This is a genomic window from Paenibacillus profundus (assembly GCF_021369635.1).
GTDB classification, from domain to species: domain Bacteria; phylum Bacillota; class Bacilli; order Paenibacillales; family Paenibacillaceae; genus Paenibacillus_B; species Paenibacillus_B profundus.
Genome location: NZ_JAJNBZ010000002.1, coordinates 485,380 through 508,535, shown reverse-complemented (window position 1 = coordinate 508,535; position 23,156 = coordinate 485,380). Strand labels below are relative to the sequence as shown.

At 57.0% G+C, this 23,156-nt stretch carries 23 protein-coding genes; all 23 read right to left on the bottom strand.

All coding sequences use genetic code 11. The features are described 5' to 3' along the window. Positions 1 to 44: 44 nt before the first annotated feature. The 23 genes from LQV63_RS05235 to LQV63_RS05125 all read right to left on the bottom strand — a co-directional run bounded on the left by LQV63_RS05235 (position 45) and on the right by LQV63_RS05125 (position 23,155). A complete protein-coding gene (locus LQV63_RS05235; RefSeq protein WP_233695898.1) occupies positions 45 to 1,244 on the bottom strand; it encodes a thiolase family protein in 1,200 nt (399 codons plus the stop codon). Then, positions 1,222 to 1,992: a 3-hydroxyacyl-CoA dehydrogenase family protein gene (locus LQV63_RS05230; RefSeq protein WP_019421035.1), complete on the bottom strand. Its 771-nt coding sequence runs from the start codon at positions 1,990 to 1,992 to the stop codon at positions 1,222 to 1,224. Before LQV63_RS05230 ends, LQV63_RS05235 begins: the two co-directional genes overlap by 23 nt. Beyond that, positions 1,982 to 2,842, bottom strand: coding sequence for a 3-hydroxyacyl-CoA dehydrogenase NAD-binding domain-containing protein (locus LQV63_RS05225; protein ID WP_019421034.1), 861 nt, complete (start codon positions 2,840 to 2,842; stop codon positions 1,982 to 1,984). Before LQV63_RS05225 ends, LQV63_RS05230 begins: the two co-directional genes overlap by 11 nt. A gap of 3 nt (positions 2,843 to 2,845) precedes the next feature. After that, positions 2,846 to 3,637, bottom strand: coding sequence for an enoyl-CoA hydratase-related protein (locus tag LQV63_RS05220; RefSeq protein ID WP_233695897.1), 792 nt, complete (start codon positions 3,635 to 3,637; stop codon positions 2,846 to 2,848). A gap of 12 nt (positions 3,638 to 3,649) precedes the next feature. Continuing rightward, positions 3,650 to 4,423: an enoyl-CoA hydratase-related protein gene (locus LQV63_RS05215; protein WP_233695896.1), complete on the bottom strand. Its 774-nt coding sequence runs from the start codon at positions 4,421 to 4,423 to the stop codon at positions 3,650 to 3,652. Next, positions 4,420 to 5,775 carry a phenylacetate--CoA ligase family protein gene (locus LQV63_RS05210; protein ID WP_019421031.1) on the bottom strand — a complete coding sequence of 452 codons (1,356 nt, stop codon included), beginning with the start codon at positions 5,773 to 5,775 and terminating at the stop codon, positions 4,420 to 4,422. The genes LQV63_RS05215 and LQV63_RS05210 overlap by 4 nt, the downstream gene beginning before the upstream one ends. 12 nt (positions 5,776 to 5,787) lie before the next feature. Further along, positions 5,788 to 6,573 (bottom strand): enoyl-CoA hydratase-related protein, encoded by a 786-nt coding sequence (locus LQV63_RS05205; protein ID WP_233695925.1) that lies wholly within the window; start codon positions 6,571 to 6,573, stop codon positions 5,788 to 5,790. A 45-nt stretch (positions 6,574 to 6,618) separates the two neighbouring features. After that, positions 6,619 to 7,017, bottom strand: a complete 399-nt coding sequence (locus tag LQV63_RS05200; protein WP_019421029.1) for a PaaI family thioesterase — start codon at positions 7,015 to 7,017, stop codon at positions 6,619 to 6,621. After that, positions 7,014 to 7,316: an EthD family reductase gene (locus LQV63_RS05195; protein ID WP_019421028.1), complete on the bottom strand. Its 303-nt coding sequence runs from the start codon at positions 7,314 to 7,316 to the stop codon at positions 7,014 to 7,016. The genes LQV63_RS05200 and LQV63_RS05195 overlap by 4 nt, the downstream gene beginning before the upstream one ends. 31 nt (positions 7,317 to 7,347) lie before the next feature. Next, complete coding sequence (locus LQV63_RS05190; RefSeq protein WP_019421027.1) at positions 7,348 to 8,808, bottom strand: NAD-dependent succinate-semialdehyde dehydrogenase; 1,461 nt, start codon at positions 8,806 to 8,808, stop codon at positions 7,348 to 7,350. A 41-nt stretch (positions 8,809 to 8,849) separates the two neighbouring features. Beyond that, positions 8,850 to 9,341, bottom strand: a complete 492-nt coding sequence (gene paaD / locus LQV63_RS05185) for a 1,2-phenylacetyl-CoA epoxidase subunit PaaD (protein ID WP_233695895.1) — start codon at positions 9,339 to 9,341, stop codon at positions 8,850 to 8,852. Between the two features lie 15 nt (positions 9,342 to 9,356). Then, positions 9,357 to 10,190, bottom strand: a complete 834-nt coding sequence (gene paaC, locus LQV63_RS05180) for a 1,2-phenylacetyl-CoA epoxidase subunit PaaC (protein WP_233695894.1) — start codon at positions 10,188 to 10,190, stop codon at positions 9,357 to 9,359. A gap of 1 nt (position 10,191) precedes the next feature. After that, complete coding sequence (gene paaB / locus LQV63_RS05175; RefSeq protein ID WP_019421024.1) at positions 10,192 to 10,533, bottom strand: 1,2-phenylacetyl-CoA epoxidase subunit PaaB; 342 nt, start codon at positions 10,531 to 10,533, stop codon at positions 10,192 to 10,194. After that, complete coding sequence (paaA, locus tag LQV63_RS05170; protein ID WP_019421023.1) at positions 10,530 to 11,516, bottom strand: 1,2-phenylacetyl-CoA epoxidase subunit PaaA; 987 nt, start codon at positions 11,514 to 11,516, stop codon at positions 10,530 to 10,532. The genes paaB and paaA overlap by 4 nt, the downstream gene beginning before the upstream one ends. After that, on the bottom strand, positions 11,509 to 12,951 hold the full coding sequence (lpdA, locus tag LQV63_RS05165) for a dihydrolipoyl dehydrogenase (RefSeq protein ID WP_233695893.1): 1,443 nt from the start codon (positions 12,949 to 12,951) through the stop codon (positions 11,509 to 11,511). The genes paaA and lpdA overlap by 8 nt, the downstream gene beginning before the upstream one ends. Then, positions 12,952 to 14,283 carry a dihydrolipoamide acetyltransferase family protein gene (locus LQV63_RS05160; RefSeq protein WP_233695892.1) on the bottom strand — a complete coding sequence of 444 codons (1,332 nt, stop codon included), beginning with the start codon at positions 14,281 to 14,283 and terminating at the stop codon, positions 12,952 to 12,954. Positions 14,284 to 14,308: 25 nt separating this feature from the next. Beyond that, positions 14,309 to 15,292, bottom strand: coding sequence for an alpha-ketoacid dehydrogenase subunit beta (locus tag LQV63_RS05155; protein ID WP_019421020.1), 984 nt, complete (start codon positions 15,290 to 15,292; stop codon positions 14,309 to 14,311). After that, positions 15,289 to 16,392: a pyruvate dehydrogenase (acetyl-transferring) E1 component subunit alpha gene (pdhA, locus tag LQV63_RS05150; protein ID WP_407672892.1), complete on the bottom strand. Its 1,104-nt coding sequence runs from the start codon at positions 16,390 to 16,392 to the stop codon at positions 15,289 to 15,291. Before pdhA ends, LQV63_RS05155 begins: the two co-directional genes overlap by 4 nt. A 75-nt stretch (positions 16,393 to 16,467) precedes the next feature. Then, positions 16,468 to 17,256, bottom strand: coding sequence for an ABC transporter ATP-binding protein (locus LQV63_RS05145; protein ID WP_026011019.1), 789 nt, complete (start codon positions 17,254 to 17,256; stop codon positions 16,468 to 16,470). After that, a complete protein-coding gene (locus tag LQV63_RS05140; RefSeq protein ID WP_233695891.1) occupies positions 17,243 to 18,190 on the bottom strand; it encodes an ABC transporter permease in 948 nt (315 codons plus the stop codon). Before LQV63_RS05140 ends, LQV63_RS05145 begins: the two co-directional genes overlap by 14 nt. Before the next feature lie 41 nt (positions 18,191 to 18,231). Beyond that, positions 18,232 to 19,245, bottom strand: a complete 1,014-nt coding sequence (locus LQV63_RS05135; RefSeq protein ID WP_019421016.1) for an ABC transporter substrate-binding protein — start codon at positions 19,243 to 19,245, stop codon at positions 18,232 to 18,234. Positions 19,246 to 20,614: 1,369 nt separating this feature from the next. Continuing rightward, positions 20,615 to 21,664: a PTS sugar transporter subunit IIC gene (locus LQV63_RS05130; protein ID WP_233695890.1), complete on the bottom strand. Its 1,050-nt coding sequence runs from the start codon at positions 21,662 to 21,664 to the stop codon at positions 20,615 to 20,617. Between the two features lie 213 nt (positions 21,665 to 21,877). Continuing rightward, a complete protein-coding gene (locus LQV63_RS05125; protein ID WP_233695889.1) occupies positions 21,878 to 23,155 on the bottom strand; it encodes a Gfo/Idh/MocA family protein in 1,278 nt (425 codons plus the stop codon). Between the last annotated feature and the right edge of the window lies 1 nt (position 23,156).

Genomic DNA, 23,156 nt, shown 5'->3' with positions numbered 1-23,156 from the left:
TGTTAAAAAGGCTCCTTTTTAACATACACTTATAGACGTCCCCGCTATACCCGCTCAATGATCGTGGCGATGCCTTGCCCTACGCCAATGCACATCGCGGCCAGCCCGTAGCGGGCATCTCTGCGTTCCATCTCGTACAGCAGGGTCGTCAGTATCCGGGCACCGCTGCAGCCGAGCGGATGGCCGAGCGCGATCGCCCCTCCGTTAACGTTCACCCGCTCGGGATCGATATTCAATTCGCGGACACTGGCAACGGCCTGTGCGGCAAACGCTTCATTGATTTCGAACAAGTCGATCTCCCCGATCGACAGTCCGGCCATCTTCAGCACCTTGCGTGCAGCCGGAACGGGACCGATTCCCATTACGGCTGGATCAACACCCGCAGCCGCCGAAGCGACCACCCGCGCGCGCGGCCTCAGCCCGAGCAATCGGGCGGCCTCCTGCTCCATAATGAGCAGCGCCGCGGCGCCGTCGTTAAGGCCGGATGAATTACCCGCCGTGACGGTCCCCCCTTGTTTGAAGGCCGGTTTCAGCTTCTGCAGCTGCTCCAGCGACGTCTCTGGGCGCGGGTGCTCATCCTGCTCGAACAACGAGACCTCGCCCTTGCGCCCGACGATTTCCACCGGAACGATTTCATCGGCAAATTTGCCTGCCGCATGGGCTCTGGCGTACTTCCGCTGACTGGCCAGTGCAAATTCGTCCTGCGCCTCCCTGTTGACACCGTACTGCTCCGCGACGTTTTCCGCCGTTTCGCCCAAGCTGATCGGCGGGTAGACGGCTGCCAGCTTGTCGTTGGTCAGCCTCCACCCCAAGGTGGTGTCGTATATATGCTGATTGCCCCGTTGGAAAGCCACTTCTGGCTTCATCATCACCAACGGGGCGCGCGTCATGCTCTCCGTTCCGCCGGCCACATAAGCGTGGCCGGCTCCCGCCATAATCGCATAGGCGCTCTGATTGACCGCCTCCATGCCGGAACCGCAGAGGCGGTTCACCGTTACACCGGGCACCTCCACCGGCAGCCCGGCCAACAGCACCGACATCCGGGCGACGTTGCGGCAATCCTCCCCCGCTTGGTTGGCGCAGCCGAAGATAACGCCGCTAATCTGCTCGGGATCTATCGGATTCCGCTCCATCAATCGGCGAATGACCACGGCGCCCAAGTCGTCGGCACGCACGTCTTTCAGCGCTCCCCCGTACCGGCCGATCGGCGTCCGCACAGCATCAATAATTACGGGCGTTCCCATATCGTTCCCCTCCATTATCGTAAGAATAGAAGCCTTGGCCGCTGCGGCGGCCGACCCGGCCCGCCAGCACCAGCTTGCGGAGCAGCGGAGCAGGCCGATAGCGTTCCTCCCCCAGATCGCGGTGCAGCCCGCGAATTACCGCCAGCACGTCATCCAGTCCGATGCGGTCGGCCCATTCGAGCGGACCATACGGATAGCTGGTTCCCAGCTTCATGGCGGTGTCGATATCCCCAGCGGTCGCAGTCCCTTCCATCAAGGCAAAGGCCGCTTCGTTCACGATTAAGGAGAGGATGCGAGGAAATACCAGCCCCACCTCGTCCTGAACGATTTCGACGTTTTTGCCGAGAGAACGGAACAAGACCTCGCTCTGGCGCAGCACATGATCTGCCGTCTGGAGAGCGGGCGCCACCTCGATGAGGTCCCGTTCGGCCAGCGGAGCAAGCGTGCCGAAGCCGCATACTCGCTCTGGCCGCTGGGTCCATGCGGCAATCTCGGTAGCCGTTATGGCAAGCGAGGTGGCAAAAATCGGAACCTCTGGGGCCAGCAGCCGTTCGAATTGCCGGATGTTGGCTTGTTTCTCCTCCAAATCATAATTGGTCGCTTCCACAGCACACCAAAACTGCTTTGGGGAGCCGCTGTCCTCCGCTTCCGCCAAGGAGACGGCCAAATAGCCGCTTTGCTCCAGCAGCGCGCGCAGTTCCGCGTTCAAGGGGCTCGCGCCAGCCAACAACACCGCTTTAGTTGTCATATGGATAGAATCCCTCCCCTGTCTTTCTGCCCAAGCTCCCCGCCTGGACCATCCGCTGCTGGATGCGGCTCGGCTTGAAGCGGTTTTCGTGGAAAAAATGGGTGTAGACGGATTCCGTCGTGGCATAGTTGATATCGATTCCGATTAGATCCTGCAGTTCGAACGGACCCATCTTAAAGCCGCCAGCCTGCTTCATAATGCGGTCGATTTGCTCCACGTCGGCCGTCCGGTCGCCCAAGATGCGCAACGCCTCGTTATAGTAGGGGCGAGCCACGCGGTTCACGATGAAGCCGGGCGAATCTGCAGCCAGCACGGGCACCTTGCCGAGCTCCTTGGCGAACCGATAAGCGGCCGCCGTTGCCTCTCCCCCCGACCGGTGCCCACGGATCACTTCAACTAGAGGCATGACGGGCGCAGGGTTAAAAAAGTGAAAGCCAATGATGCGCTCGGGATGGGGCAAGCCCCCAGCAATCTCGGTAATCGAGAGGGATGACGTGTTGCTTAGCAGCAGGACGTCGCTTCGGCACAAGTCCGTCAAACGGGCAAAAATCGTCCGCTTTAGCTCCAACTTCTCAGGAACCGCCTCGATGACGATACTGCACGCGCCGAGCATAGTGATATCCTGAACAGGCTCAACGAGTTCGTACGTCTCCTGCTTCTGCTGTTCCGATATGTTCCCCTTCGCAACATCTTTGGTTAGTATGGAAGCGATATACGATTGCGCTTTATCCAGAACATCCTGCTTGATATCGTGCAAATAAACGCGGTGGCCCTGACGCGCACAGACGAGAGCAATGCCCGCTCCCATCGTGCCTGCGCCAACTACGCCAACTGGACAAGTAACAGCCATGGACTATACCCCCTTGAACTCGGGAGGCCGCTTCTCCAAAAAGGCTTGCATTCCTTCCCTGTGATCTTCCGTATTTCCTGCGATTTCCTGAGCGTACGCTTCATGCTCCAATGTCTGCGCCAGATTCATATCCAGCCCTTTGTACATCGTCCGCTTGATGAGCCCGATGGCGCGCGTCGGCAGAGCTGCCAGCTTAACCGCCAACCGCTCGGCTTCATCAGCGAACTGTTCCGCGGCGCATACGCGATTGGCCAGACCGATGCGATACGCTTCTTCCGCTGATACGCGGTCTCCGGTCATGGCCAGCTCCAACGCCTTGCCCAAGCCGACGAGACGAGGCAGAAAATAACAGCCGCCAGAGTCGGGAACGAGTCCGATGTTGACGAACGCATTCACAAAATATGCCTTCTCCGACACGATGCGAAGGTCGCAAGCCAGCGCGACGCTCACTCCCGCGCCTGCTGCCACGCCGTTGACAGCGGCGATAATCGGCTTTTCCGTGTTGCGGAGCTGCATAATCAGCGGATTGTAACGTTCACGCAGCACATCCCCATGGTTCGGCTCTGCGCCTTGCGCATCCGCGCCCTGCACGTCGCCCAAGTCCTGTCCTGCGTTGAACGCCTTGCCGGCCCCCGTAAGGACGATGCAGCGGATCTCCTCATCTTTTCCTGCTTTCTTCAGCGCAGCAGTCATCTCCGCAATCATCTGCCCGGTGAACGCATTGTACTTATCTGGCCGGTTCATCGTCATGCGGGCCACGCCGCCGGATACTTCGTACAGAATCGTCTTGTACATCGTTCTAACCTCCTACTTGCCTCTGAATTGGGGAGTTCGTTTTTCCAGAAAAGCATTCATGCCTTCCTTCTGATCGTCGCTGGCGAACAGCAGATGGAAACAATGGCGCTCATAATCCAGCCCTTCGGCCAGCGGGTGGTCCTGCGCCTTGCGCACCGCCTGCTTAATCAAGCGGACGGAGAGCGGCGGCTGGTCGGCAATGCGCTGAGCCAGCTTCAACGCTTCCCGGAAGTACATTTCGACCGGCGCCACCTTGTTGATCAAGCCGCAGCGAAGCGCTTCTTCCGCTGTCATCGTGTCCCCGGTCAAGAGCAGCTCCATCGCCTTGCGCAAGCCTATCGCCTTGGTCAACCGCTGCGTCCCGCCAGCGCCGGGCATCACGCCCAGCTTAATCTCCGGCTGGCCGATTCGCGCCGTATCCGAAGCGACGACCAGATCGCAGCTCATCATCAGCTCGCAGCCGCCGCCGAGCACGTACCCGCTCACTGCAGCGATGATCGGCTTCGTAATGCCGTCGATGCGATCCCAGACGGCAAATTGCCGCTTCAGCAGCATCGAAATGGCCGACTCGTCGGCCATTTCCTTAATGTCGGCCCCGGCGGCAAAAGCTTGCTCGCTGCCGGTAAGCACAATCGCCTTGATGGCATCGTCTTGCTCCATCCGCTCCAGCTCGGTGACGAGTTCAAGCATGAGCTCACGATTCAACGCATTGAGCACATGCGGACGGTTTAGAGTGAGAATCCCTACCTCACCTTCGGACGACAGATTGATATAACGGCTTGTCATCCCGCTTCCACTCCTTTACCTTCTTGGACGGCCGCCGTCTGGTTGCGATTGTCTACGATACGGACCGCTTTTCCCTCGCTGCGGGCGATAGTGTTCGGCTCGTTCACATGCAGCACGACCGAGACGCCGAGCGAGCATTTAATCGCCTTCCCCATCTCTTTTACCAGTTCGGCCACATCGCTGCTTTCCTGAATTCCGCCGATCCGGTTCTGAAATTCGGGCGTAATTTCACAATGAACTTCAAAGCGGTCAAGGGCATTGTCGCGTTCAATGACCACTTGATAATGGGGAGCAAGCTGATTGAAGGTCAGCAGCACCGCCTCCAGCTCGGTCGGAAAGACGTTGACCCCGCGAATGATCAGCATGTCGTCCACTCTGCCTTTAATTCGCGACATCCGCATTGTCGTGCGGCCGCACTTGCAATTGCCGGGGTTGAGCGACGCAATGTCGCCCGTGCGGTAACGGATGACCGGAAACGCCTCTTTCGTCAGCGAAGTGAACACCAGTTCTCCTTCTTGCCCGAACGGCAGCGCTTCGCCCGTCTCCCGGTCGATGACCTCCGCCAAAAAGTGATCTTCGGCGATATGCAAGCCGTCCTGCGCCTCACAGCATTCGATTGCGACGCCTGGGCCGAGCACTTCGCTCAAGCCATAGATGTCGAGCGCCTTGATGCCGAGCGCTTCCTCTAAATGGCCGCGCATCTCCTCCGACCATGGCTCCGCTCCGAAAATCCCATACTCTACGCTCGTAGCGCGCGTATTGATGCCTTGCTTCTTCATTTCTTCGACGAGGTTCAAGACATAAGACGGCGTGCCCGACAGTCCGCGCGGTTTGAAATCCTGGATGAGCGTAATTTGCCGGGGCGTATTCCCTCCGGACACGGGCACTGCCACCGCGCCCAGATGCTCAATGCCATAGTGCAGGCCAAGTCCCCCCGTAAACAAACCATAGCCATAAGCGTTATGAAAGATGTCCCCGGGTCTGCCGCCCGCGCAGCAAATCGCGCGCGCGACAATTTCGGCCCAGGCTTCAATGTCCCGTTTCGTATAACCCACGACAACCGGCTTGCCTTTCGTACCGGATGATCCGTGTATCCGCACCAAGTCCTTCATCTCTGCCGCGAACAAACCGAACGGATAATGTTCGTGCAGATCGGGCTTCCGCATGAACGGCAGACGCCGGAGGTCCTCCAGAGACTGAATGTCCTCCGGTGCAAGGCCAGCATGATCCAACGCCGCACGATGAAAGGGCACATTGTCATACGCCCGCTTGATTGTACGCCGGAGTCTTTCCAATTGAAGCGCTTGCATCCGCTCACGCGGCATCGTTTCCATTTCGACATTGAATATCAAACGCTTTCCCTCCTACTCCCCACGGAAGACAGGCTTTCGCTTCTCCGCAAAAGCAGACAGGGCCTCCGCCCGATCCTTCGTTGGGATCATCAATTCATATGCCTGTGCCTCAAGCTCCAAGCCGGTATGCAGATCAACGCTGCCACCCCGATCAATCGCATATTTCGCCTGATAGACGGCAAGCGGCGCGTTAGCGATAATTTCGTCCGCCAATGCCAGCGCCATCTTACGCAGCCGTTCCGTATCCTCCGCCACCCCGCCCAGAAGCCCAAGCTGAAGCGCTTCCGGGGCGGTAATTTTGCGGGCGGTCAGAATCAGCTCTTTCGCTCTCGCCGGGCCGATGAGCCGCGGCAGCCGCTGCGTTCCGCCCGCACCGGGAATGATGCCCAGGCTCACCTCGGTGAGGCCCATGCGTGCATCCTGGACGGCATAGCGAAAGTCGCACGCAAGCGCCAGCTCAAAGCCGCCGCCGAAGGCATACCCGTTCACTGCCGCGATCGTCGGCTGGGGAAGCTGCTCCACGGCGGTGAACACGTTGCGGATCGCGCGCACGTTGCGACGCACCTGCTGGTCATTCAGCGTGCGCCGCTCCTTCAGATCGGCCCCCGCGCTGAACGCGCGGCCTGCTCCCGTGACGATGACGGCGCGAATGTGTTGCGGGTTCTGCCGGATTTCCTCAACGACCTCGCTCAGACGTACCAACGCCGCATAATTGAACGCGTTCAGCTCATCAGGCCGGTTCAGCGTAATGATCGCCACCTGGCCGTGCTGTTCCAACTTGATTATTGATTGCTCCATATGCTCCATGCCCAATTGTCCTTCCGCTATCCGTATTGTCGCCGCTTACTCCCGCCCGTTCGGCCGAACGCGCGCATAAGTCCCAGAGGCAAACGCGACGAGCTTGCCGTCACAGGTAATTCGGGCGTCCGTCACAATCAGCTTGCCTCCGCGCTTCAACACCTTGGACTCCGCGACGAGCAGTTCCCCTGTTGCCGGGGACAAATAATTGATTTTGCTTTCCACGGTCACACACTGCTGCACCCCGTCTACCGGGGGTGCAGCAGCATGACCCATGGCGGCGTCAGCCAATGCGTTGGTGACGCCGCCATGAACGACGCCTTCGATACTGTTATGGAACTCGGGCCGAATTTTCAGCTGTAAAATGCAACCATCGTCATGCAGCTGCATGACTACTATCCCGAGTAGATCATTAAATCGGTTGCGATTAGGCGAACGGCTCACTCATGAACCTCCGCCATATGCATCGACACAACCTTGCCGGCAAATCCCATCAGATCCTTCCCCGATGCCCGGCCTTCTGCGGACGACAGCGCCGCCTTCAAGGCTTCCTTCGATTCAAAATACATCTCCGCAACCAGGTGCAGATCGCTTTCGCCTCCGGGCGAACCGTAGATTTTACCCACTTCCATTTTCACCAGGCCGGGCATCTTGGCCGCGAGCGGCGCATGTGTGTTGAAATAATGTTGATCAAAAGCCTCCATATCTTCCGGCTTGCGATAAATAGCTATCAATTTGACCATTGTCATTTCCTCCCTCATAACTCGAAATATTTTAAATGCCGAACGAAACGAACTTCGTCTCCAAGAACGCTTCCAGCCCATGGCGGCCGCCCTCGCGTCCAATTCCGCTTTCTTTCCATCCGCCGAACGGCGCTTGGGTCTGGGTCGGGGAACCATCGTTAATCCCGACGATGCCGTATTCCAGCTCTTCGGCCATCCGGAAGCAGCGGCTGTTATTCTGCGTATACACATATGCTGCCAATCCATATGTCGTATCGTTGGCCATGCCAATGACGGCGGCTTCGTCTGTAAACGGCATGATTGGCACGACCGGACCGAACGTTTCTTCGTTGGCAATATCCATCTCCTTGGTTACATCTGCGATAACGGTCGGTTCGCAGTAGAAGCCTTTGCCGTATTCGCCCTCGGTCAGCCGCTGGCCGCCGAACACGACCCGCCCGCCTTTGTCTTCGGCGTCCCGGATGTGGCGCAGCACCTTATCGAGCGCACGTTGGTTGATAAGCGGCCCGATTTCCGTATCCTTGCTGCGTCCGTCGCCTACCTTCGCCTTTTTCAGCCGCTCGATCAGCTTCCCGCTGAAGGCCTCCGCTACCGACTCGTGCACGTACAGGCGGTTCGTGCAGATGCACATCTGTCCGGAGTTGCGGAATTTGCTCTCGAATAATCCCGCGACAGCCGCGTCCAGATCCGCATCATCGAACACGATGAACGGCGCGTGCCCGCCCAATTCAAGGCTGACCCGTTGGACGTGCTTGGCCGCTCCCTCCATCAACAGCTTGCCGACGCGCGTTGAGCCGGTAAAGGCGATTTTGCGCACTTTGGGGTTGTCGGTCATTTCCTGCCCGACAGACTCCGGATTGCCGATAACCAGATTGGCGACTCCCTTCGGGAAGCCGGCTTGCTCAATCAATTCGAACAGCCGAATCGCGCTGAGCGGCGTGCTTTCCGCAGGCTTCAGGACGACGGTGCAGCCCGCTGCCAACGCTGGCGCAATCTTCCGGGCCACCATGTTGACCGGGAAATTCCACGGGGTGATGGCACCCACGACGCCGACAGGCTGACGGTTGACCATGATACGCTTGTTGGGCACCGATGACGGGATCGTTTCGCCATATACGCGCTTCGCTTCTTCCGCATACCACATGAAGTTGTCGGCTGCCCCAAGCACCTCGCCCTTGGCTTCCCGCAGCGGCTTGCCCATTTCGGCCGAAATGATGCCCGCCAGTTCATCGCGGTGGCTGCGAACCAACTCGTACAGATTGTACAGATATTTCGAGCGCTCGCGTGCGGTCAAGCGCGACCAGTCTTTGAATGCTTGATGCGCCGCTTCAATGGCGTTCTTGGCATCTCTCGCGTCGCCGTAGCTGACGGTCCCTGCTTCCTCGCCCGTTGCCGGGTTGATGACGCGCAGCGTGTCGCCGCCCTCCGCCTGCACCCACTCTCCGTTGACGAACATCGACTTCACTTGCACTGTTTGCATGCTTTTTTCCATGATACCCTTCCCTCCCGATTATCCCTGGCGTACATAGACGCTTAGATTGATTTCAACGCTTCAAACGGATTTTTGCATTGCTTGCAATATAAGATGCTGCGGCAAGCCGCAGGCCCGAATAAATTGTCCAGCCGCGTGTAAGGGGAATCGCAGTAAGGACAGCGCACTTCCCAAGGATCGCCCGGCTGGCATCCGCGCGGCGGCGGAACGATGCCGAATGAACGCAGCTTCTCCCTGCCTTCGTCGCTAATCCGGTCGGATGTCCATGCAGGCTGCAGCACGAAGCTGACCTGCACCTCGCGCACACCCGCGACCGGACGCAGCTTCTCGTTAATGCTGTTCTTCATGATGTCCAAGGCCGGACAGCCGACGAACGTAGGCAGCACTTCGACGGCAACGACGCCGTTCTCGGCGGTCGCCTTGTGGATCATCCCCATCTCGATCATGCTGATGACGGGAATCTCCGGATCTTTGACCTCCTGCAGCAGCTGCCAGATCAGCTCCTCCTGCAGCACCGGCGTATCATGCACCAATGGAACTCCCCCCCTTTACCAGCTGGCAGCCGGGTCCAGCCGGTATACCTCCGACAAGGTGCTGACGGCCTGTGCCAGATCGTCCGTATGCTGCCCTTCGCGCCCCTTCTGCACGGGAACGCCCCAATCCCCCGGCCAATCGATCCCATTCGACGCGAACATGTTCCGCGTCGCATTCATCCACCGCTGTGATATATCGTCCTCGCCCGCGATCAGACCGAAGCCAACGATTGACGCCGACGCTCTGCCGAGCAAGAACAACTCGCCGATGTCGCTCCATACCTGCTCCAATGCCGCATTCAGTCTGGCACGCGCATCGTCCGTGCTGCTCGCCAGCCGCTTGAACCACATGTGCCAATACCGCACATGATAGTGATGCTCGCGCTGCATTTTCCCCGCAGCCTGCGCCAACGGAACATAAGTAGAATACGCCAATGCCTCCAGCCGGATCTGCTTGAAAACACCATACAGACTGTAGCGGGCAATCGCATACGCCCAGTCATAATGCGGCTGGTCCGCATAATCGCCCGTTCCGTTGGGACGCTCGATGATAATCGCGTTGCGGAACGCATCCGGGCTCCTCATGTGCGCCAGATCATCCGCCTTGCCGGCTCCAAGTTCCTCCAGCATCTCGTACAGCATCGCCGCATGCCCCATCATGTCCTGTGACATCGAAGAGAATGCGACATCCTCTTCGATGTGGGGGGCCAGCCCTAACCACTCCGCCCCCCGGTAGGCCAAAATATAATCGTCATCTGCCGCCTGAAACAACAATTCCTGCAAAGCCCGCACATATTCCGGGTTCCGCCTGGCCTCTTCAGCCGTCTCCACATATGAATGTTCGGACATGTCAGCCCCCTTTCTGCGTGAAAGCCGCTTTGCTCTCATACGCTTCTTTGTGGCGGCGCCACTTGGCCTGCACATCGCCGTAGCCCTTGGTCTCGCGATAGCTCTTGTTGTCCAGACGCTCCAGGCTTGTGCGCTCTTCCGGGGTCAGTCCATGAATATCTTCACGGTTCACGACCCAAATATTGATGCAGGGCTCGCGGCGCATAAAGTTCTCCCGCGCCATCAGCAGCGCCGCCTCATGGTTGGGCGCCAGCAAGCTGAACTGGTGCACGAAGCCGGAAGCCGGATTTTTCTGGCTGAACACCTCGTAGACGGTAAACTGGTCCTCGTGTGCGCTGTTCATAACCTTCCTCCTGCCATATGTTCTGCGCGCGGTGCCGCCAACATCGCGTCACGCACCCATTTTGCCTCTTCGTATGACGTCTTCCGCAGCCGCAGCCGCTGCGCCGAGCACGGTCCGTTGCCCCGTACAATCTGCACGAACCGATCCCAATCGGGCTGCTGGTAATGCCAGACGCCCTCTGCTTCGTCATAACGGATCGTGTCATCCGGAAGAGTCAAGCCAAGGTGGTAAATACGATGCACATATTTATGGAAAAATACCTGCCGCAGCTCTTCATTCGTCTGCGATCGAATCTTGTAGCGCATGTTCAGAAGCTGATTGCTTGATACGGTGCCGCCTTCCGGCGGGCCGAAAAACATCAGCAAGGACGGCCACCAGCGGGTCACGGCGTCCTGCAGCATTTGCCGCTGTGCCGGAGTCCCTTCGGCCAGTTCCAGCACAATGCTCTCTCCGTGCTGGGCATGGAACTTCTCCTCCGCGCAGATGCGCTGGAGCGCGCGGGCATACGGCGCGTAGGACGTTTCCAGCGACATCGTCTGGGTGATGATCGCCGCTCCGTCCACGAGCCAGGCAATGACGCCGGCATCCGCCCACGTAGGAGCCTCCATATGGAAAACGTTGTGGAATTTCAACCTTCCCGAGAACAGATCCTGCAGCAGATCGTCGCGGTTTTTGCCAAGCGGCGCGAGCAGGTCCTCCACGACACGCAGCAGCAGCTGACCGTGCCCCATTTCATCCTGCACCTTGGCCATAATCGCCAGCTTGCGGCGCAGGGTCGGCGCCTTCGGCACCCATTCCTTCTCGGGGAGCGCCCCCATAATTTCGCTCACGCCGTGCATCGATATGAGCTTGATCAACTGGTTGCGGTAATCGTCAGGCATCCAATCGTCAGCCTCAATTTTGTCACCCCGATCAATCCGCTCCAGAAATTTCGCCAATCGCTCGTTGTCCAGCGCTCTATCCGGGTCCGTTCGATTACTCATGCTCCAGCCTCCTTTCATTAACGATGTGTATGGCATGCCCCAAGGCGGCAGCCGCCGCTTCCAGCCAGCCTTCGCTAAGCGTCGGGTGCGGATGCACTGTAAGGGCCACGTCTTCCGCCTTGGCTGCCAATTCGAGCGCCAACGCGCCTTGGCTGATTAGGTTGGCGGCATCCGCCCCTACCGCATGCATTCCCAGCAGCAGGTGGGAGTCCGCATCGACGACCACTTCGGCGAAGCCGTCCGTCTTCCCGGCAGCAAGCGCATATCCGTTGGCTCGGAACGGGAATCGCCCTGTCTTCACCTTCATCCCCTGCCGTTCGGCCTCCTCGCGTGTGAGCCCGACCCCGGCAATCTGGGGATCAGAGAAGATGACGTACGGAACATACGGCGAATCCACAGCGCTCGGCAGCCCGCCGATAACCTCTGCGACGACCGTGCCCTGCTTCGCGGCGCGATGGGCCAGAGCGGGACCAGGCGTAATGTCGCCAATCGCAAAAATATGGCTCACATTGGTACGGCACTCCGCATCTACCTCCACATAGCCGCGTTCATCCACGGTGACTCCCGCCTGGCTTAGGCCGATCGCCTCCGTATTCGGAACGCGCCCGATCGTCACCAACACCTTGTCGCTGACGATGACTTCCTCCCCATGCCGCTGCGAGTCCACGTGCAGCTCGACGCGGTCGTCATGCGCGACGGCAGTCCGCACCGTCGCCGACGTCTTGATGGTCATGCCCAGCTTACGGGCGCGCCTCTTCACCTCCTCGACGAGGCTGACGTCTACGAGCGGTAGAATTCGTTCCTCTCGCTCGATGAGCGTAACCTTGCAGCCCAGCTTGGCGAAGGCCATGCCCAATTCAATGCCGATGTATCCGCTGCCGACAATCGCCAGACTGCCGGGCAGTTGGGCCTCATCCAACGCATCCGTCGAGGTCAGGATGCGCGGCTCACCCGCTTTCGCGAACGAAGGGATGTGCGGCCGCGAACCAGTTGCGACGATTGCCTGCCGGAACTTGTAAGTTTCAAAGCCAGATTCCGATTCCACCCCGATGCGATCGGCAGACAGGAAGACGGCGCTGCCCTTCACGACCGTTACGCCGTTGGCGGCGCACAATTGCTCGACCCCGCCGCGCAGCCGGCGGACTATGCCGGATTTCCAATCCTGCCAGACTGTTAAATCGAAGGTGAGCGCATCCGCTTCCGTCCGAATTCCCATCTTGGCCGCTGATTTCGCGTCATAGAGCAGACCGGCTGCATGAATCAACGCTTTGGACGGAATGCATCCCGAGTTGAGGCAGACACCGCCTAGCTCCTCTTTTTCCACCAACACGACGGATTTCCCCAGCTGTCCCAGCCTAATGGCCGCTGAATAGCCGCCCGGTCCTCCGCCAATGACGACGACATCCGTTTCTACTGCAATTTCGCCGACTACCATCTATACCATCTCCGCCCATAGCAAGTCTGGATGCTCAAGCAGCCGCTTCATGCGATTGGTAAAACGGATCGCGTCCGCGCCGTCGATCAGTCGGTGGTCGAACGACAGCGCCATATTCATCATCAGCCGAATGACGCCTTCCCCGTTGCGCACGACCATGCGCGGCTCCATCTTGTGCAGCGCCAGAATGGCCGCTTCCGGATGGTTGATAATCGGGGTGGCCAGCAAGCTCCCGATCGGCCCGACGTTGCTAATCGTAAAGGTGCCGCCCGTAATCTGCTCAAGCGTCAGCTTTCCTTCCCGTGCCTGCAACGTCAAGCGGGCGATTTCTTCCGCCAATTGAAAGATCGTCTTCCGGTCGGCATGCCGAATAACGGGGACGAACAGACCGTCTGGCGTATCGGTCGCAATTCCGATATGGTAGTAGCGCTTCAATACGATTTCCTTGCTCCCGTCGTCAAGCGAAGCGTTGAAGGCCGGGAATTCCTTGAGGGCGATGACCAGCGCCTTGATAAAAAACGGCAAGTACGTCAATTTCACCTGCCGCTCGGCCGCAATTCCTTGCAGTCGTTCCCGCAGCGCTTGCAGCGCATCGGCTTCCAGCTCATCCACCTGTGTGACGTGGGGGATGATTGTCACTGCTTTGACCAGCCGTTCTGCGATTTTCAGGCGCACGCCCCGCAGCGGAATTCGCTCTTCGGCACAGAGCGGCGGCGCTTCGCTCTCGATCCTGGAGGCGGATACCGATTTCACTTGTGGCCGGGATAACTGGAGCGCTTGTAGAGCGACGTCTCCGACAGAGCCGTCTTGGCCCGCAACAGTTGCTTCAGATGCCACGAACGTCAATTCGTCCTCTTCCCGGGTGTCTATATAACGCTTCAGATCCTCTTCGGTTATGCGGCCGTCCGCTCCAGCAGCCGCCACCTGTTCAATGTCGATCTTGAGTTGCCGCGCGAGCTGGCGGACATAAGGCGCAGCCCGGGCCCGCCTTGGCGGGTCGACGGGAGCAATGCGTGGTTCAGCTGCCGGTGGCGCAGCAGGCGGCGACGTAGCGGCAGCTTGCTCCGCTTTCCCTATCCCGCCGAGGGTCACCCTCCCTTCTTCGTCAAGGAGAAATAAGATATCGCCCACTTCGACCTTATCCCCTTCGGCAAACATCAGCTTACGTACCACTCCCCCTGCCGGAGCGGTCAATTCGGCGTTCACTTTATCCGTCAGCACCTCGACAATCGGCTGGTCGCAGTTGACCCGCTCTCCTTCCTTAATCAACCATTTGCCGATTTCCCCTTCGTGAATGCCTTCTCCCACATCAGGGAGCTTAAACTCCATCATTCGCGTTCTTCCTCCTCTACAACGGTCAGAACTGGATCGTATCTGCGATTCCATGCCTCACCCGCTCTACCGTCGGAACGTAGAAGTCTTCGAGCGAAAACTGCGGAACCGGCACGTCGAATCCGGTAATTCGCTTTACCGGAGCCCGTAGATACATGAGTGCCTCGTCATTGATTAGCGAAATAATTTCTGCGCCGACACCGGCCGTCTTGTGCGCTTCGTGGACAATGAGGGCGCGGCCCGTCTTCTTGACGGATTCGGCAATCGTGTCCCGATCCAGCGGATAAAGCGAGCGGAGGTCGAGCACTTCGCATGACCAGCCCTTCTCCTGCTCCATCTGCTGGGCGGCCGCGAGCGCCACACGCATCATGGCTCCCCACGAAATAATCGTCACATCGCTGCCTTCCTGAACGATGCTGGCTTTGCCCAATGGAACGCGGTACATCTCCTCCGGCACCTCTGCTTTGAATGCGCGGTAGATCTGGGCCGGCTCGAGGAAAATGACCGGGTCGGGATCCTCAATCGCGCTGATTAACAAGCCTTTGGCATCATAGGGATTGCTCGGCACGACCACCTTGAGCCCGGGCGTATGGACAAAAAACGCTTCAACGCTCTCCGAATGCAGCTCTGGACCGCGGATCCCCGCTCCGTAAGGCGTGCGTATGACCATGGGGACGTTGAACTGCCCCCGGGTTCGATAGCGCATCCGCGCCGCATGGGAAATAATTTGTTCAAAGCCGGGATAAATAAAGGCCAAAAATTGAATTTCGACTACAGGGACCAAGCCGTTCAGCGCAAACCCGATAGCCGAACCGATAATTCCGGCTTCAGCCAGCGGCGTATCGACAACCCGATCTTCGCCGTACTTGCCGAACAGTCCGTCGGTCGCCCGGAATACGCCGCCGTTGACGCCGATGTCTTCCCCCATCAGGATGACGCGCCCATCATCGGCCAGCTTCTGGTCCAGCGCTTCGGTTACCGCTTGCAATATCGTCAAACTGCGACTCATGATTCACCTTGCCTTTCCGCACGGAGCCCGCTCTGTTCTTGCTGCTCGGCAACGGGCCAAGGCGTCTCGGCGCACACGTGCTTGAACATATCTGCAGGCTTGGATTTGGGATAGCTCTCCGCTTCGGCGACCGCATCCTCGATCAGGCCGGTGACCCGCTCCAGCAGTTGTTCCTCGTCCTTCTCGCTCCATAACCCCCGCTTCTGAAGATACAGCTGCAGCCGCTGCACAGGATCTCGCAGTTCCCGCCATTCCGCGGCAAGCCGCGCCTGATCGCGATATTTCCTCGGATCATCGCTCGTCGTATGCGCCCCGTAGCGGAACGTAACCGCCTCGATCAGTGTCGGACCTCCCCCGCTCAAGCCTCGCTCAATCGCTTCCCGGACCGTCAGCCATACGGCAAATATATCGTTGCCATCTACCCGAACCCCTGCCATATCGTAAGCGGCCGCGCGTTGGGCAATCGTCCGCGAAGCGGACTGGGCGTGGAACGGCACGCTGATCGCATATCCGTTGTTCTGGCAGAAGAAGACAGTTGCCGCTTGGTATACTCCGGCAAAATTCAATGCCTCATGGAAGTCTCCTTCCGAGGTCGCTCCTTCGCCAAAATAAGCGATGCTTGCCTGCTTCTCCCCTTTCAGCTTGGCGGCCCAAGACGTTCCTACAGCATGCGTCAGCTGAGTGGCAATCGGGACGCACGGCGGCATTATTTTTCGGCCTTCCGGACTGACGGATCCTTCCATATGCCCCATCCAATACAGGAGGACACGGCTGAGCGACTGCCCATGCGTAATCGCGGCGGCGTGATCGCGGTAGCTGGGGAACAGCCAATCTTCAGGAGACAGCGCCATCGCGCTGCCCACTTGCGAAGCCTCCTGCCCTTCATATGGAGCATAGGTGCCCATCCTGCCTTGTCTTTGCAGGTTGACTGCCTTCCGATCGAACATCCGCACCAGCACCATGTTTTCGTACATTTTCACCATCAGAGCCTCGTCAATTTCCCCCTCGATTCCATGGCGAAGCTCCCCATCCGGCGTCAGCACCTGATACGGCTCAAGCAGCCCGCGCGGCTTGTCGTGCTTCATCGCCATTTCTTCCATTTCCTCGATAAGCGGGGTCAGCGAATGCCCCTGACTATGAATCATTCCCATCGCTCCTTTCAGCTTTCCGTTCATCTAACCCAAGAGTAAGCGGTCATCCGCTACACCTTTCAACAGTGCAAACTTCTTCAGCAAATCTTCAATAGTCAAATGCTTCTTCTCCTCTTCCGGCACATCCAGAATAATCTGGCCGGCGTCCATCATAATTAAGCGGTTGCCCAGTTCGATGGCCTGCTGCATGTTGTGGGTGACCATTAGCGTGGTAAACTTGGAGCGCTCCACCACTTCCCTGGTCAGCGCTGTAATCAGCTGCGCCCGCGCCGGATCAAGCGCTGCCGTATGTTCATCCAGCAGCAGCACCTTCGGCTGCGTGAACGTCGCCATCAGCAGGCTGAGCGCCTGCCTCTCGCCGCCGGACAGCAGGCCCGCCTTCGCCGTCAGCCGGTGTTCCAGCCCAAGATGAAGCGATGCCAAATATTCACGGAACAGCTCCTTGCGCTTCTTGTCCACGCCCCTGTGCAAGGTGCGTCTCCTATCGCGGGAGAACGCCACCGCCAAATTCTCTTCGATCGTCATCGTCGGCGCCGTTCCTGCCATCGGGTCTTGGAACACGCGCCCGATCTTCCGCGCACGCTCGTATTCGGACAGGCCGGTCACCATTTCGCCGTCGATTTCGATCGTTCCGCAGTCTGGCGCCATTCCCCCGGAGATGATGTTCATCAGCGTGGACTTGCCAGCTCCGTTGGAGCCGATGATCGTGACGAAGTCGCCGGGATGAAGTGTCAGATTGATCTCTTGCAGAGCTATTTTTTCGCTCGCCGTCCTGCGGTTGAACACTTTGCGGATCCCGTTAAGTTTCAGCATGGCTCTCCCCCCTTGCTCCTTGGCCGGCCGCCGCAAGCGGCTCCTCCTTCGGCGTCCGCACCCGTCTGTCTTTCCACGTATCAATCATCCGTGACGACACGAGCGCAATCACCACAATAATGGCGGTCAGCAGCTTTAAATCATTCGGATCGAGCCCGATGCGGAGCGCGAACATAATAATCAAGCGATAGACGATTGCGCCGCCGATAACGGCGAAGGTCGCCCGTCGAATCGAGGAATGACCAAAGATTGCTTCGCCCATAATGACTGAAGCCAATCCGATAATGATGATACCGATTCCCATCGAGATGTCCGCAAATTCTTGATACTGCGCAATCAAGGCGCCTGACAACGCTACCAAACCGTTGGAGAGGCTCAGCCCGATAATCTTCATGTTGTCGGTGTTCGCGGAGAAGCTGCGGATCATCTTCGTATTGTCGCCGGTCGCACGGATGGCCAAGCCTATTTCCGTATCGAGAAACCAGTCGATTGCCCATTTGATTAATAGAACGGACACCCCTACGGCCGCCAGAATCGAGAGCGGTTGCAGACTGGAGAGGAAGGATGAAATTTCCGTAAACAACGTGTCCGCGCCCAATAGCGGCGTGTTGGCCTTTCCCATAATCCGCAAGTTGATCGAATACAAAGCAATCATCGAAATAATCCCGGACAGCAGCGTATTGATTTTGCCCTTCGTATGAAGCAGCCCGGTTACGCTGCCTGCCACGCATCCCGCCAGCATCGCGCCTAACGTCGCGAGCAGAGGGGAATATCCATTGGTAATCATGACCGCCGCTACAGCCCCGCCGGTGGCAAAGCTGCCGTCGACGGTCAGGTCGGGAAAATCGAGAATTCGAAACGTCAAGTAAACGCCCAGAGCCATCAACGCGTAAATGACCCCTGCTTCAACAGAACCCGTCAGCGCATACAGCACGATAGCATCCTCCTAAAAATGGAACGATTTATTGCTCCGATTTATTTCTCTATCAGGATTGCGCCTTGCTTCATGTCCTCCGTCAACGTAATTCCTTGTTCTTCCGCTGCTTTGGGATTAATCATGAGATCGAGCTGTTCCGAGAAACGGACAGGGATTTGGGCTGGTGATGCGCCCTTCAGCACCTCTACCGCCATCTTGCCCGTCGTATATCCCAAATCGTAGTACTGGAATCCCACCGATGCGAAAGCGCCCTGTCCGACGGATTCGCTGCTCTCGCAGAACAACGGGATATCCTTGTCGTTCGCCACCGACACGACCGAGCTCAGAGCCGAAATCACGGTATTGTCCGAAGGCAGATAGATGATATCCGCGCGACCCACCAACGAATCGGCAGCCTGCTTCACCTCCGAGCTGTTCGTAACCGTTGCTTCAACGGTTTCCAGCCCTCCGCCTTGCAGCACCTGCTTGACATTGGCGATGTTGACGACGGAATTCTGTTCCCCGGAGTTGTATATCACCCCTACTTTTTTAGCATCGGGGAAAAATCTCTTCATCGTTTCCATCGTCTTCTTAATCGCTTCCGGGTTCGTGTCCCGCGTGCCCGTCACATTCCCTCCTGGCTCTTCCAGACTCTTGACCAATTTTGATGCGACCGGATCGGTAACGGCCGTGAATAGGACCGGAATATCTTTCGTCGCTTTTGCAGCCGCCAGCGCAGTTGGCGTGGCAATCGCCAGGATGAGATCGTTCTTATCTCCGACGAGCTTCTGTGCAATGGTCATGTTGTTGTTCATGTCTCCCTGAGCATTGTGCATATCCACTTGCAAATTGTCGTTTTCTTTGTACCCGGCATCTTTCAGCGCCTGCAGAAAGCCCGTTCTCGCCGCATCCAGCGAAGGATGCTCCGCAAACTGCGCGATACCGATTTTGACTACTTTCTTCCCGTCGTTTTCGTCGTTTTGCTTGCCTGTTGCCGCAGGCTCGTTAGAGGCCCCGCATGCAGCCAACAGCAGCAAAGAACAGACGGCGAGAATAGAAAAAAGTTGTTTCATCCAAGCTCGCTCCTTTACCATTTAAATTGTAATTGTTTGCGCTTTCAAAGTAATTAATTAACAAAATCGTATCGGCGAGTTGTCTGAGTGGAAAGAAAATCTTGCAGTCATCTGGGCAGGAAGTTCCGCTTGCTCGAGCTCAAATAATTGTCGGAATGAAGACAGGATCGCTCTGGCTGATTCGTTCATTTGAACAATGGTTCATAATTGTATACGCTTTCTTTGTTGTGAAAGCTGTACCCTTTGCAGGTTGTAGACATGATGTGGGTAGGTTGCATAAAAGATTTGGAAATCGTGCAGATTTCGTGATGGAGTGCGTAACACGGATTCGGTGTTTGTCATGAGGATGGTCAGTGAAATTATAATACGTTTTTTTGATAGTGCGTTATTTTAACGTTATAATATCACGGAGTCATAAACAGTGTCAATATTTAGACACATTTTAAATTCAAAATGTGATGAAAGTTATAGACATTAACTTCCACCCGATCGTTTCACGGCATTTCGAGCTTTCACGCAAATGATTCTCTGCCCTTACGCCCTCCTAAAAAAGGCTCTTTGTTACCACTTCTCATTATCAGAAAAGATAGTTATAAAATGTTCAAGTTCTTGTTCACTAGGCCTTCTCCATCTACCATCTTGAATTCTCATATTAGTATTTCTACTTGGGCTTTTATGCGATGTTACAGCTTGACTTCCATCAGGTTCAACAATATGAAATCTGCCGTTATCTACTCTAATAACCCATCTTCCGTCTTCTTGTGTTAGAACATGGGCCTGTCAGACTGGAAGAGATGCATTGCATCCGAGCCTTTTCTTCATTCTCCCCTTCCTTCAGAAGGCGACACACCAATGTTCGACTCTGGGTTCACTTCCATCAGGAGGCGTCACACCAATGTTCGACTCTGTGTTCACTTCCATCAGGAGGCGTCACGCCCATGAACCGACTCTATATTCACTGCAATCAGGATCGAGCCATCAGGAAATAATATCTTTCACGGATCGGCATGTACCCTTATCCCCGCCCCCCTCCTGACAGTATGGGAGAGTGTTGCTAAAGGCCATTGTACGAAAGACTGTCAACCTGTTCTCGTTTGAAAGGAAGAGGTTGCTGCTGCTATTCTGAATAAAGGGGAGAGTGAAGCAAGGGATGGAACTGTCATACTTATCCTTTCCGAGAGCATCACCTATCCCGATTTTTTATAAATTCCACATGACCGTACTACCAGACTCTTAAGTAGAGTAGTGATGACCGATTACAATAAAACGCCCCCGCGCAGCTTCTCTGCCGCACGGGGGCGTTCGCGTGACTGCGGCCGACACAGTCGTCGCCGGGCCACAAGCAATCTATCCTTTTTCCCTACTCTTGCTACACTGTGCCATTGCTGCTTCCTTGAGTCGACGGCACGCCCCTGACATCCAAAACGGTACGAATCGGGTAATTGCGGAACACGATGGATCCAAGCCATCCCGCAGTTGCTCCAGCAAGGGCGCACAAGGCAGCCGCGATCGTCACCGGGAGCGGATCGTTGAAGCCGTACATGACCATCAAGCCGGCAATCGGCGTCGCTGTGCCTGTCGCGTTGTTGATCAGTCCGAATAGAGACACGACGACTCCTGCCGCGGCCCCGCCTATAAAGTTGGTGATATATACGGGGATCGGGTTGGCGGAAATGATATCCGCCTGCGTAAGCGGCTCAATCGCTACCGCTATCGTCGTTCGGCGGTCACCGAACTTCATCCGGTGAAAGAAGACAAGGTTCATGAAGGACGAGCCCATCACTGCCAGTGCCCCAATCGCCATCGGCAGCCCCGTCAAGCCGAGCATTGCCGTCAGCGCCATCGAGCTGAGCGGAGCCGTAGCGACAACCGTAATGACCCCTCCCAATATAACGCCCATCACTATCGGGTTGTCCGTTGCCGTGGCCGCAATAATGCTGCCGATATTCAATAGGGTCATATCAACGAGCGGACTTATCAGCACCGCAACGCCTCTTGCGAGCGGAGCCGCAATGACAATGCAGGCAATCAAATCGAGGCCGGCTGGCACCTTTTTCTCGAACCGCGTCACAAGGAATGAGACAAGATAGCCTGCGATGAAGCCCGGCAGCAAGCCAAGTCCGGCGCACGCCACTCCCAGCATCATGGCATATACCGGAGATACGCCCATCGCAAGCGCGACAAGAGCCGCGGCAGCAACGCCGCCCATGCCGCCTGCAGCGACGCCCACATCTTTCAAAAATCCGATCTGCAGCATATCGCCGCCAACATAACTGTGAAACGCTTCGACGAGAAAGCTCGCCACGGCAGCATTGGCCAATGCCCCCATCGCTTTCATACCGTTCGGAGCCTTGAAGCTGAACAAACTGAACAAGGATAATACAAGCAACAACAGTGCCGTTCCCTGAATAATTTGCATGAATTCTCTCCCCCGTTCGTTCTCAATGCGGCCAATGTTTATTTTATACATAAGTTGAAAACGTTACAATCATTGTATCAAGGCCCTTTCTTGTATTTCATCTGCTAATTTCTTGTATTTTATCTGCTATATAATGGTATACGCAAAAAAAGAAGCAGACACGCATCCCATTGCTAGGGCATGTTTGCTTCTTATACTTATACATATAAACGATTATGCGGTCGGCTGCCCCGCAAGATCGTCATACATCGCTTGCAAATCGATCGCCTGCCCGCCGTTCAGGCGGGACTTCTCCGCTGCGAATGCCATCAGGTGGCTGCGCACAGAAACGGTTGCCGACGACAAGCTCTCATCCGCACTGTGTCCGAAGCTGCGCACTTCCTGGAGGAACGCACGCACGATGCCGGAGTCGCCGCCGCCATGTCCCGTCTCCGGCGTGTGCACCTTAATCGTCCGCTCTTCCTTCGTTACGAAGTCATGAATGACGAAGCCGTCATCCTCCATATTGCCGCGGATGTCTCCCTTGGTGCCCATCACCTGTACGATGCGCGTGTTGTCGTGCGTGAAGCCGCACATGCTGAACATCGCCGTCGCCCCGCTCGCGAACTCCATATTGACGACCTGATGGTCGACGACGTTGTTATCGGTCTGATAGACGCATTTGCCGTAAGGACCTTCCCATAGCGCCTTCACAATACCTTCCTTCGTATAGTTATCCGTAATTTTGCGTGCCCAGCCGATCCCTTCGCCCAAATAATAGCGCGGCGCGTGATATTGGCAGCTTGCCTCCGCCGGACACCCTTCGATGCAGCGCGCAGGCGCTCCTTCCGGCTTGTTGCCTTCATGGAAATGCATCAAGGAACCGAAGGAGTTGAGGCGCACGCACGGTTCATTCATCAAGTAAGCCAGGATGTCCATATCATGGCACGATTTCTGCAAAATCATCGGGCTCGACTGATCGCTGTTGCGCCAGTTGCCGCGGACGAAGCTGTGCGACATGTGCATGTTCCCGACGTTCTCATTGAGTTGGATGGAGATGATATCCCCAATCGCGCCACGATCGATCTCACGCTTCATTGCCGTCCAGAACGGTGTATACCGCAGCACATGGCATATCGTGAGCAGCCGGTTATGACGCTTGGCGGCTAGCTCCATCTCAACGCATTCCTTCGGCTCCGGCGACATTGGCTTCTCGAGCAGCACGTGGTAGCCAAGCTCGAGTGCGCGCAACGTCGGCTCATAGTGCATCCGGTCCTGTGTGCAGACGATAGCTGCATCAGCCAGCTTGTTCTCCCCAAGAATCAATTCCCACGAATCGTACTGCTGCGACTCCGGCAGCTCGAACGCTTCCGCAAAGCTGCGCCGCCGCTCTAAGTTCGGATCGGCCACGCCCACAATCTTGAACTCATGCATATTATCCAATGCATAAGGGGCATATGCTCGGGCTCCCCGATCCCCTGCTCCAATCACGATCGCTGTAACTTGTTGCACG

Excerpts from the sequence above, each read along its gene's own strand:
- LQV63_RS05235 (WP_233695898.1), bottom strand. The coding sequence starts at position 1,244 with ATGGGAACGCCCGTAATTATTGATGCTGTGCGGACGCCGATCGGCCGG.
- LQV63_RS05230 (WP_019421035.1), bottom strand. The coding sequence starts at position 1,992 with ATGACAACTAAAGCGGTGTTGTTGGCTGGCGCGAGCCCCTTGAACGCG.
- LQV63_RS05225 (WP_019421034.1), bottom strand. The coding sequence starts at position 2,842 with ATGGCTGTTACTTGTCCAGTTGGCGTAGTTGGCGCAGGCACGATGGGA.
- LQV63_RS05220 (WP_233695897.1), bottom strand. The coding sequence starts at position 3,637 with ATGTACAAGACGATTCTGTACGAAGTATCCGGCGGCGTGGCCCGCATG.
- LQV63_RS05215 (WP_233695896.1), bottom strand. The coding sequence starts at position 4,423 with ATGACAAGCCGTTATATCAATCTGTCGTCCGAAGGTGAGGTAGGGATT.
- LQV63_RS05205 (WP_233695925.1), bottom strand. The coding sequence starts at position 6,573 with ATGGAGCAATCAATAATCAAGTTGGAACAGCACGGCCAGGTGGCGATC.
- LQV63_RS05195 (WP_019421028.1), bottom strand. The coding sequence starts at position 7,316 with ATGGTCAAATTGATAGCTATTTATCGCAAGCCGGAAGATATGGAGGCT.
- LQV63_RS05190 (WP_019421027.1), bottom strand. The coding sequence starts at position 8,808 with ATGGAAAAAAGCATGCAAACAGTGCAAGTGAAGTCGATGTTCGTCAAC.
- paaC (WP_233695894.1), bottom strand. The coding sequence starts at position 10,190 with ATGTCCGAACATTCATATGTGGAGACGGCTGAAGAGGCCAGGCGGAAC.
- paaB (WP_019421024.1), bottom strand. The coding sequence starts at position 10,533 with ATGAACAGCGCACACGAGGACCAGTTTACCGTCTACGAGGTGTTCAGC.
- paaA (WP_019421023.1), bottom strand. The coding sequence starts at position 11,516 with ATGAGTAATCGAACGGACCCGGATAGAGCGCTGGACAACGAGCGATTG.
- lpdA (WP_233695893.1), bottom strand. The coding sequence starts at position 12,951 with ATGGTAGTCGGCGAAATTGCAGTAGAAACGGATGTCGTCGTCATTGGC.
- LQV63_RS05160 (WP_233695892.1), bottom strand. The coding sequence starts at position 14,283 with ATGATGGAGTTTAAGCTCCCTGATGTGGGAGAAGGCATTCACGAAGGG.
- LQV63_RS05155 (WP_019421020.1), bottom strand. The coding sequence starts at position 15,292 with ATGAGTCGCAGTTTGACGATATTGCAAGCGGTAACCGAAGCGCTGGAC.
- pdhA (WP_407672892.1), bottom strand. The coding sequence starts at position 16,392 with ATGGAAGAAATGGCGATGAAGCACGACAAGCCGCGCGGGCTGCTTGAG.
- LQV63_RS05145 (WP_026011019.1), bottom strand. The coding sequence starts at position 17,256 with ATGCTGAAACTTAACGGGATCCGCAAAGTGTTCAACCGCAGGACGGCG.
- LQV63_RS05135 (WP_019421016.1), bottom strand. The coding sequence starts at position 19,245 with ATGAAACAACTTTTTTCTATTCTCGCCGTCTGTTCTTTGCTGCTGTTG.
- LQV63_RS05130 (WP_233695890.1), bottom strand. The coding sequence starts at position 21,664 with ATGCAAATTATTCAGGGAACGGCACTGTTGTTGCTTGTATTATCCTTG.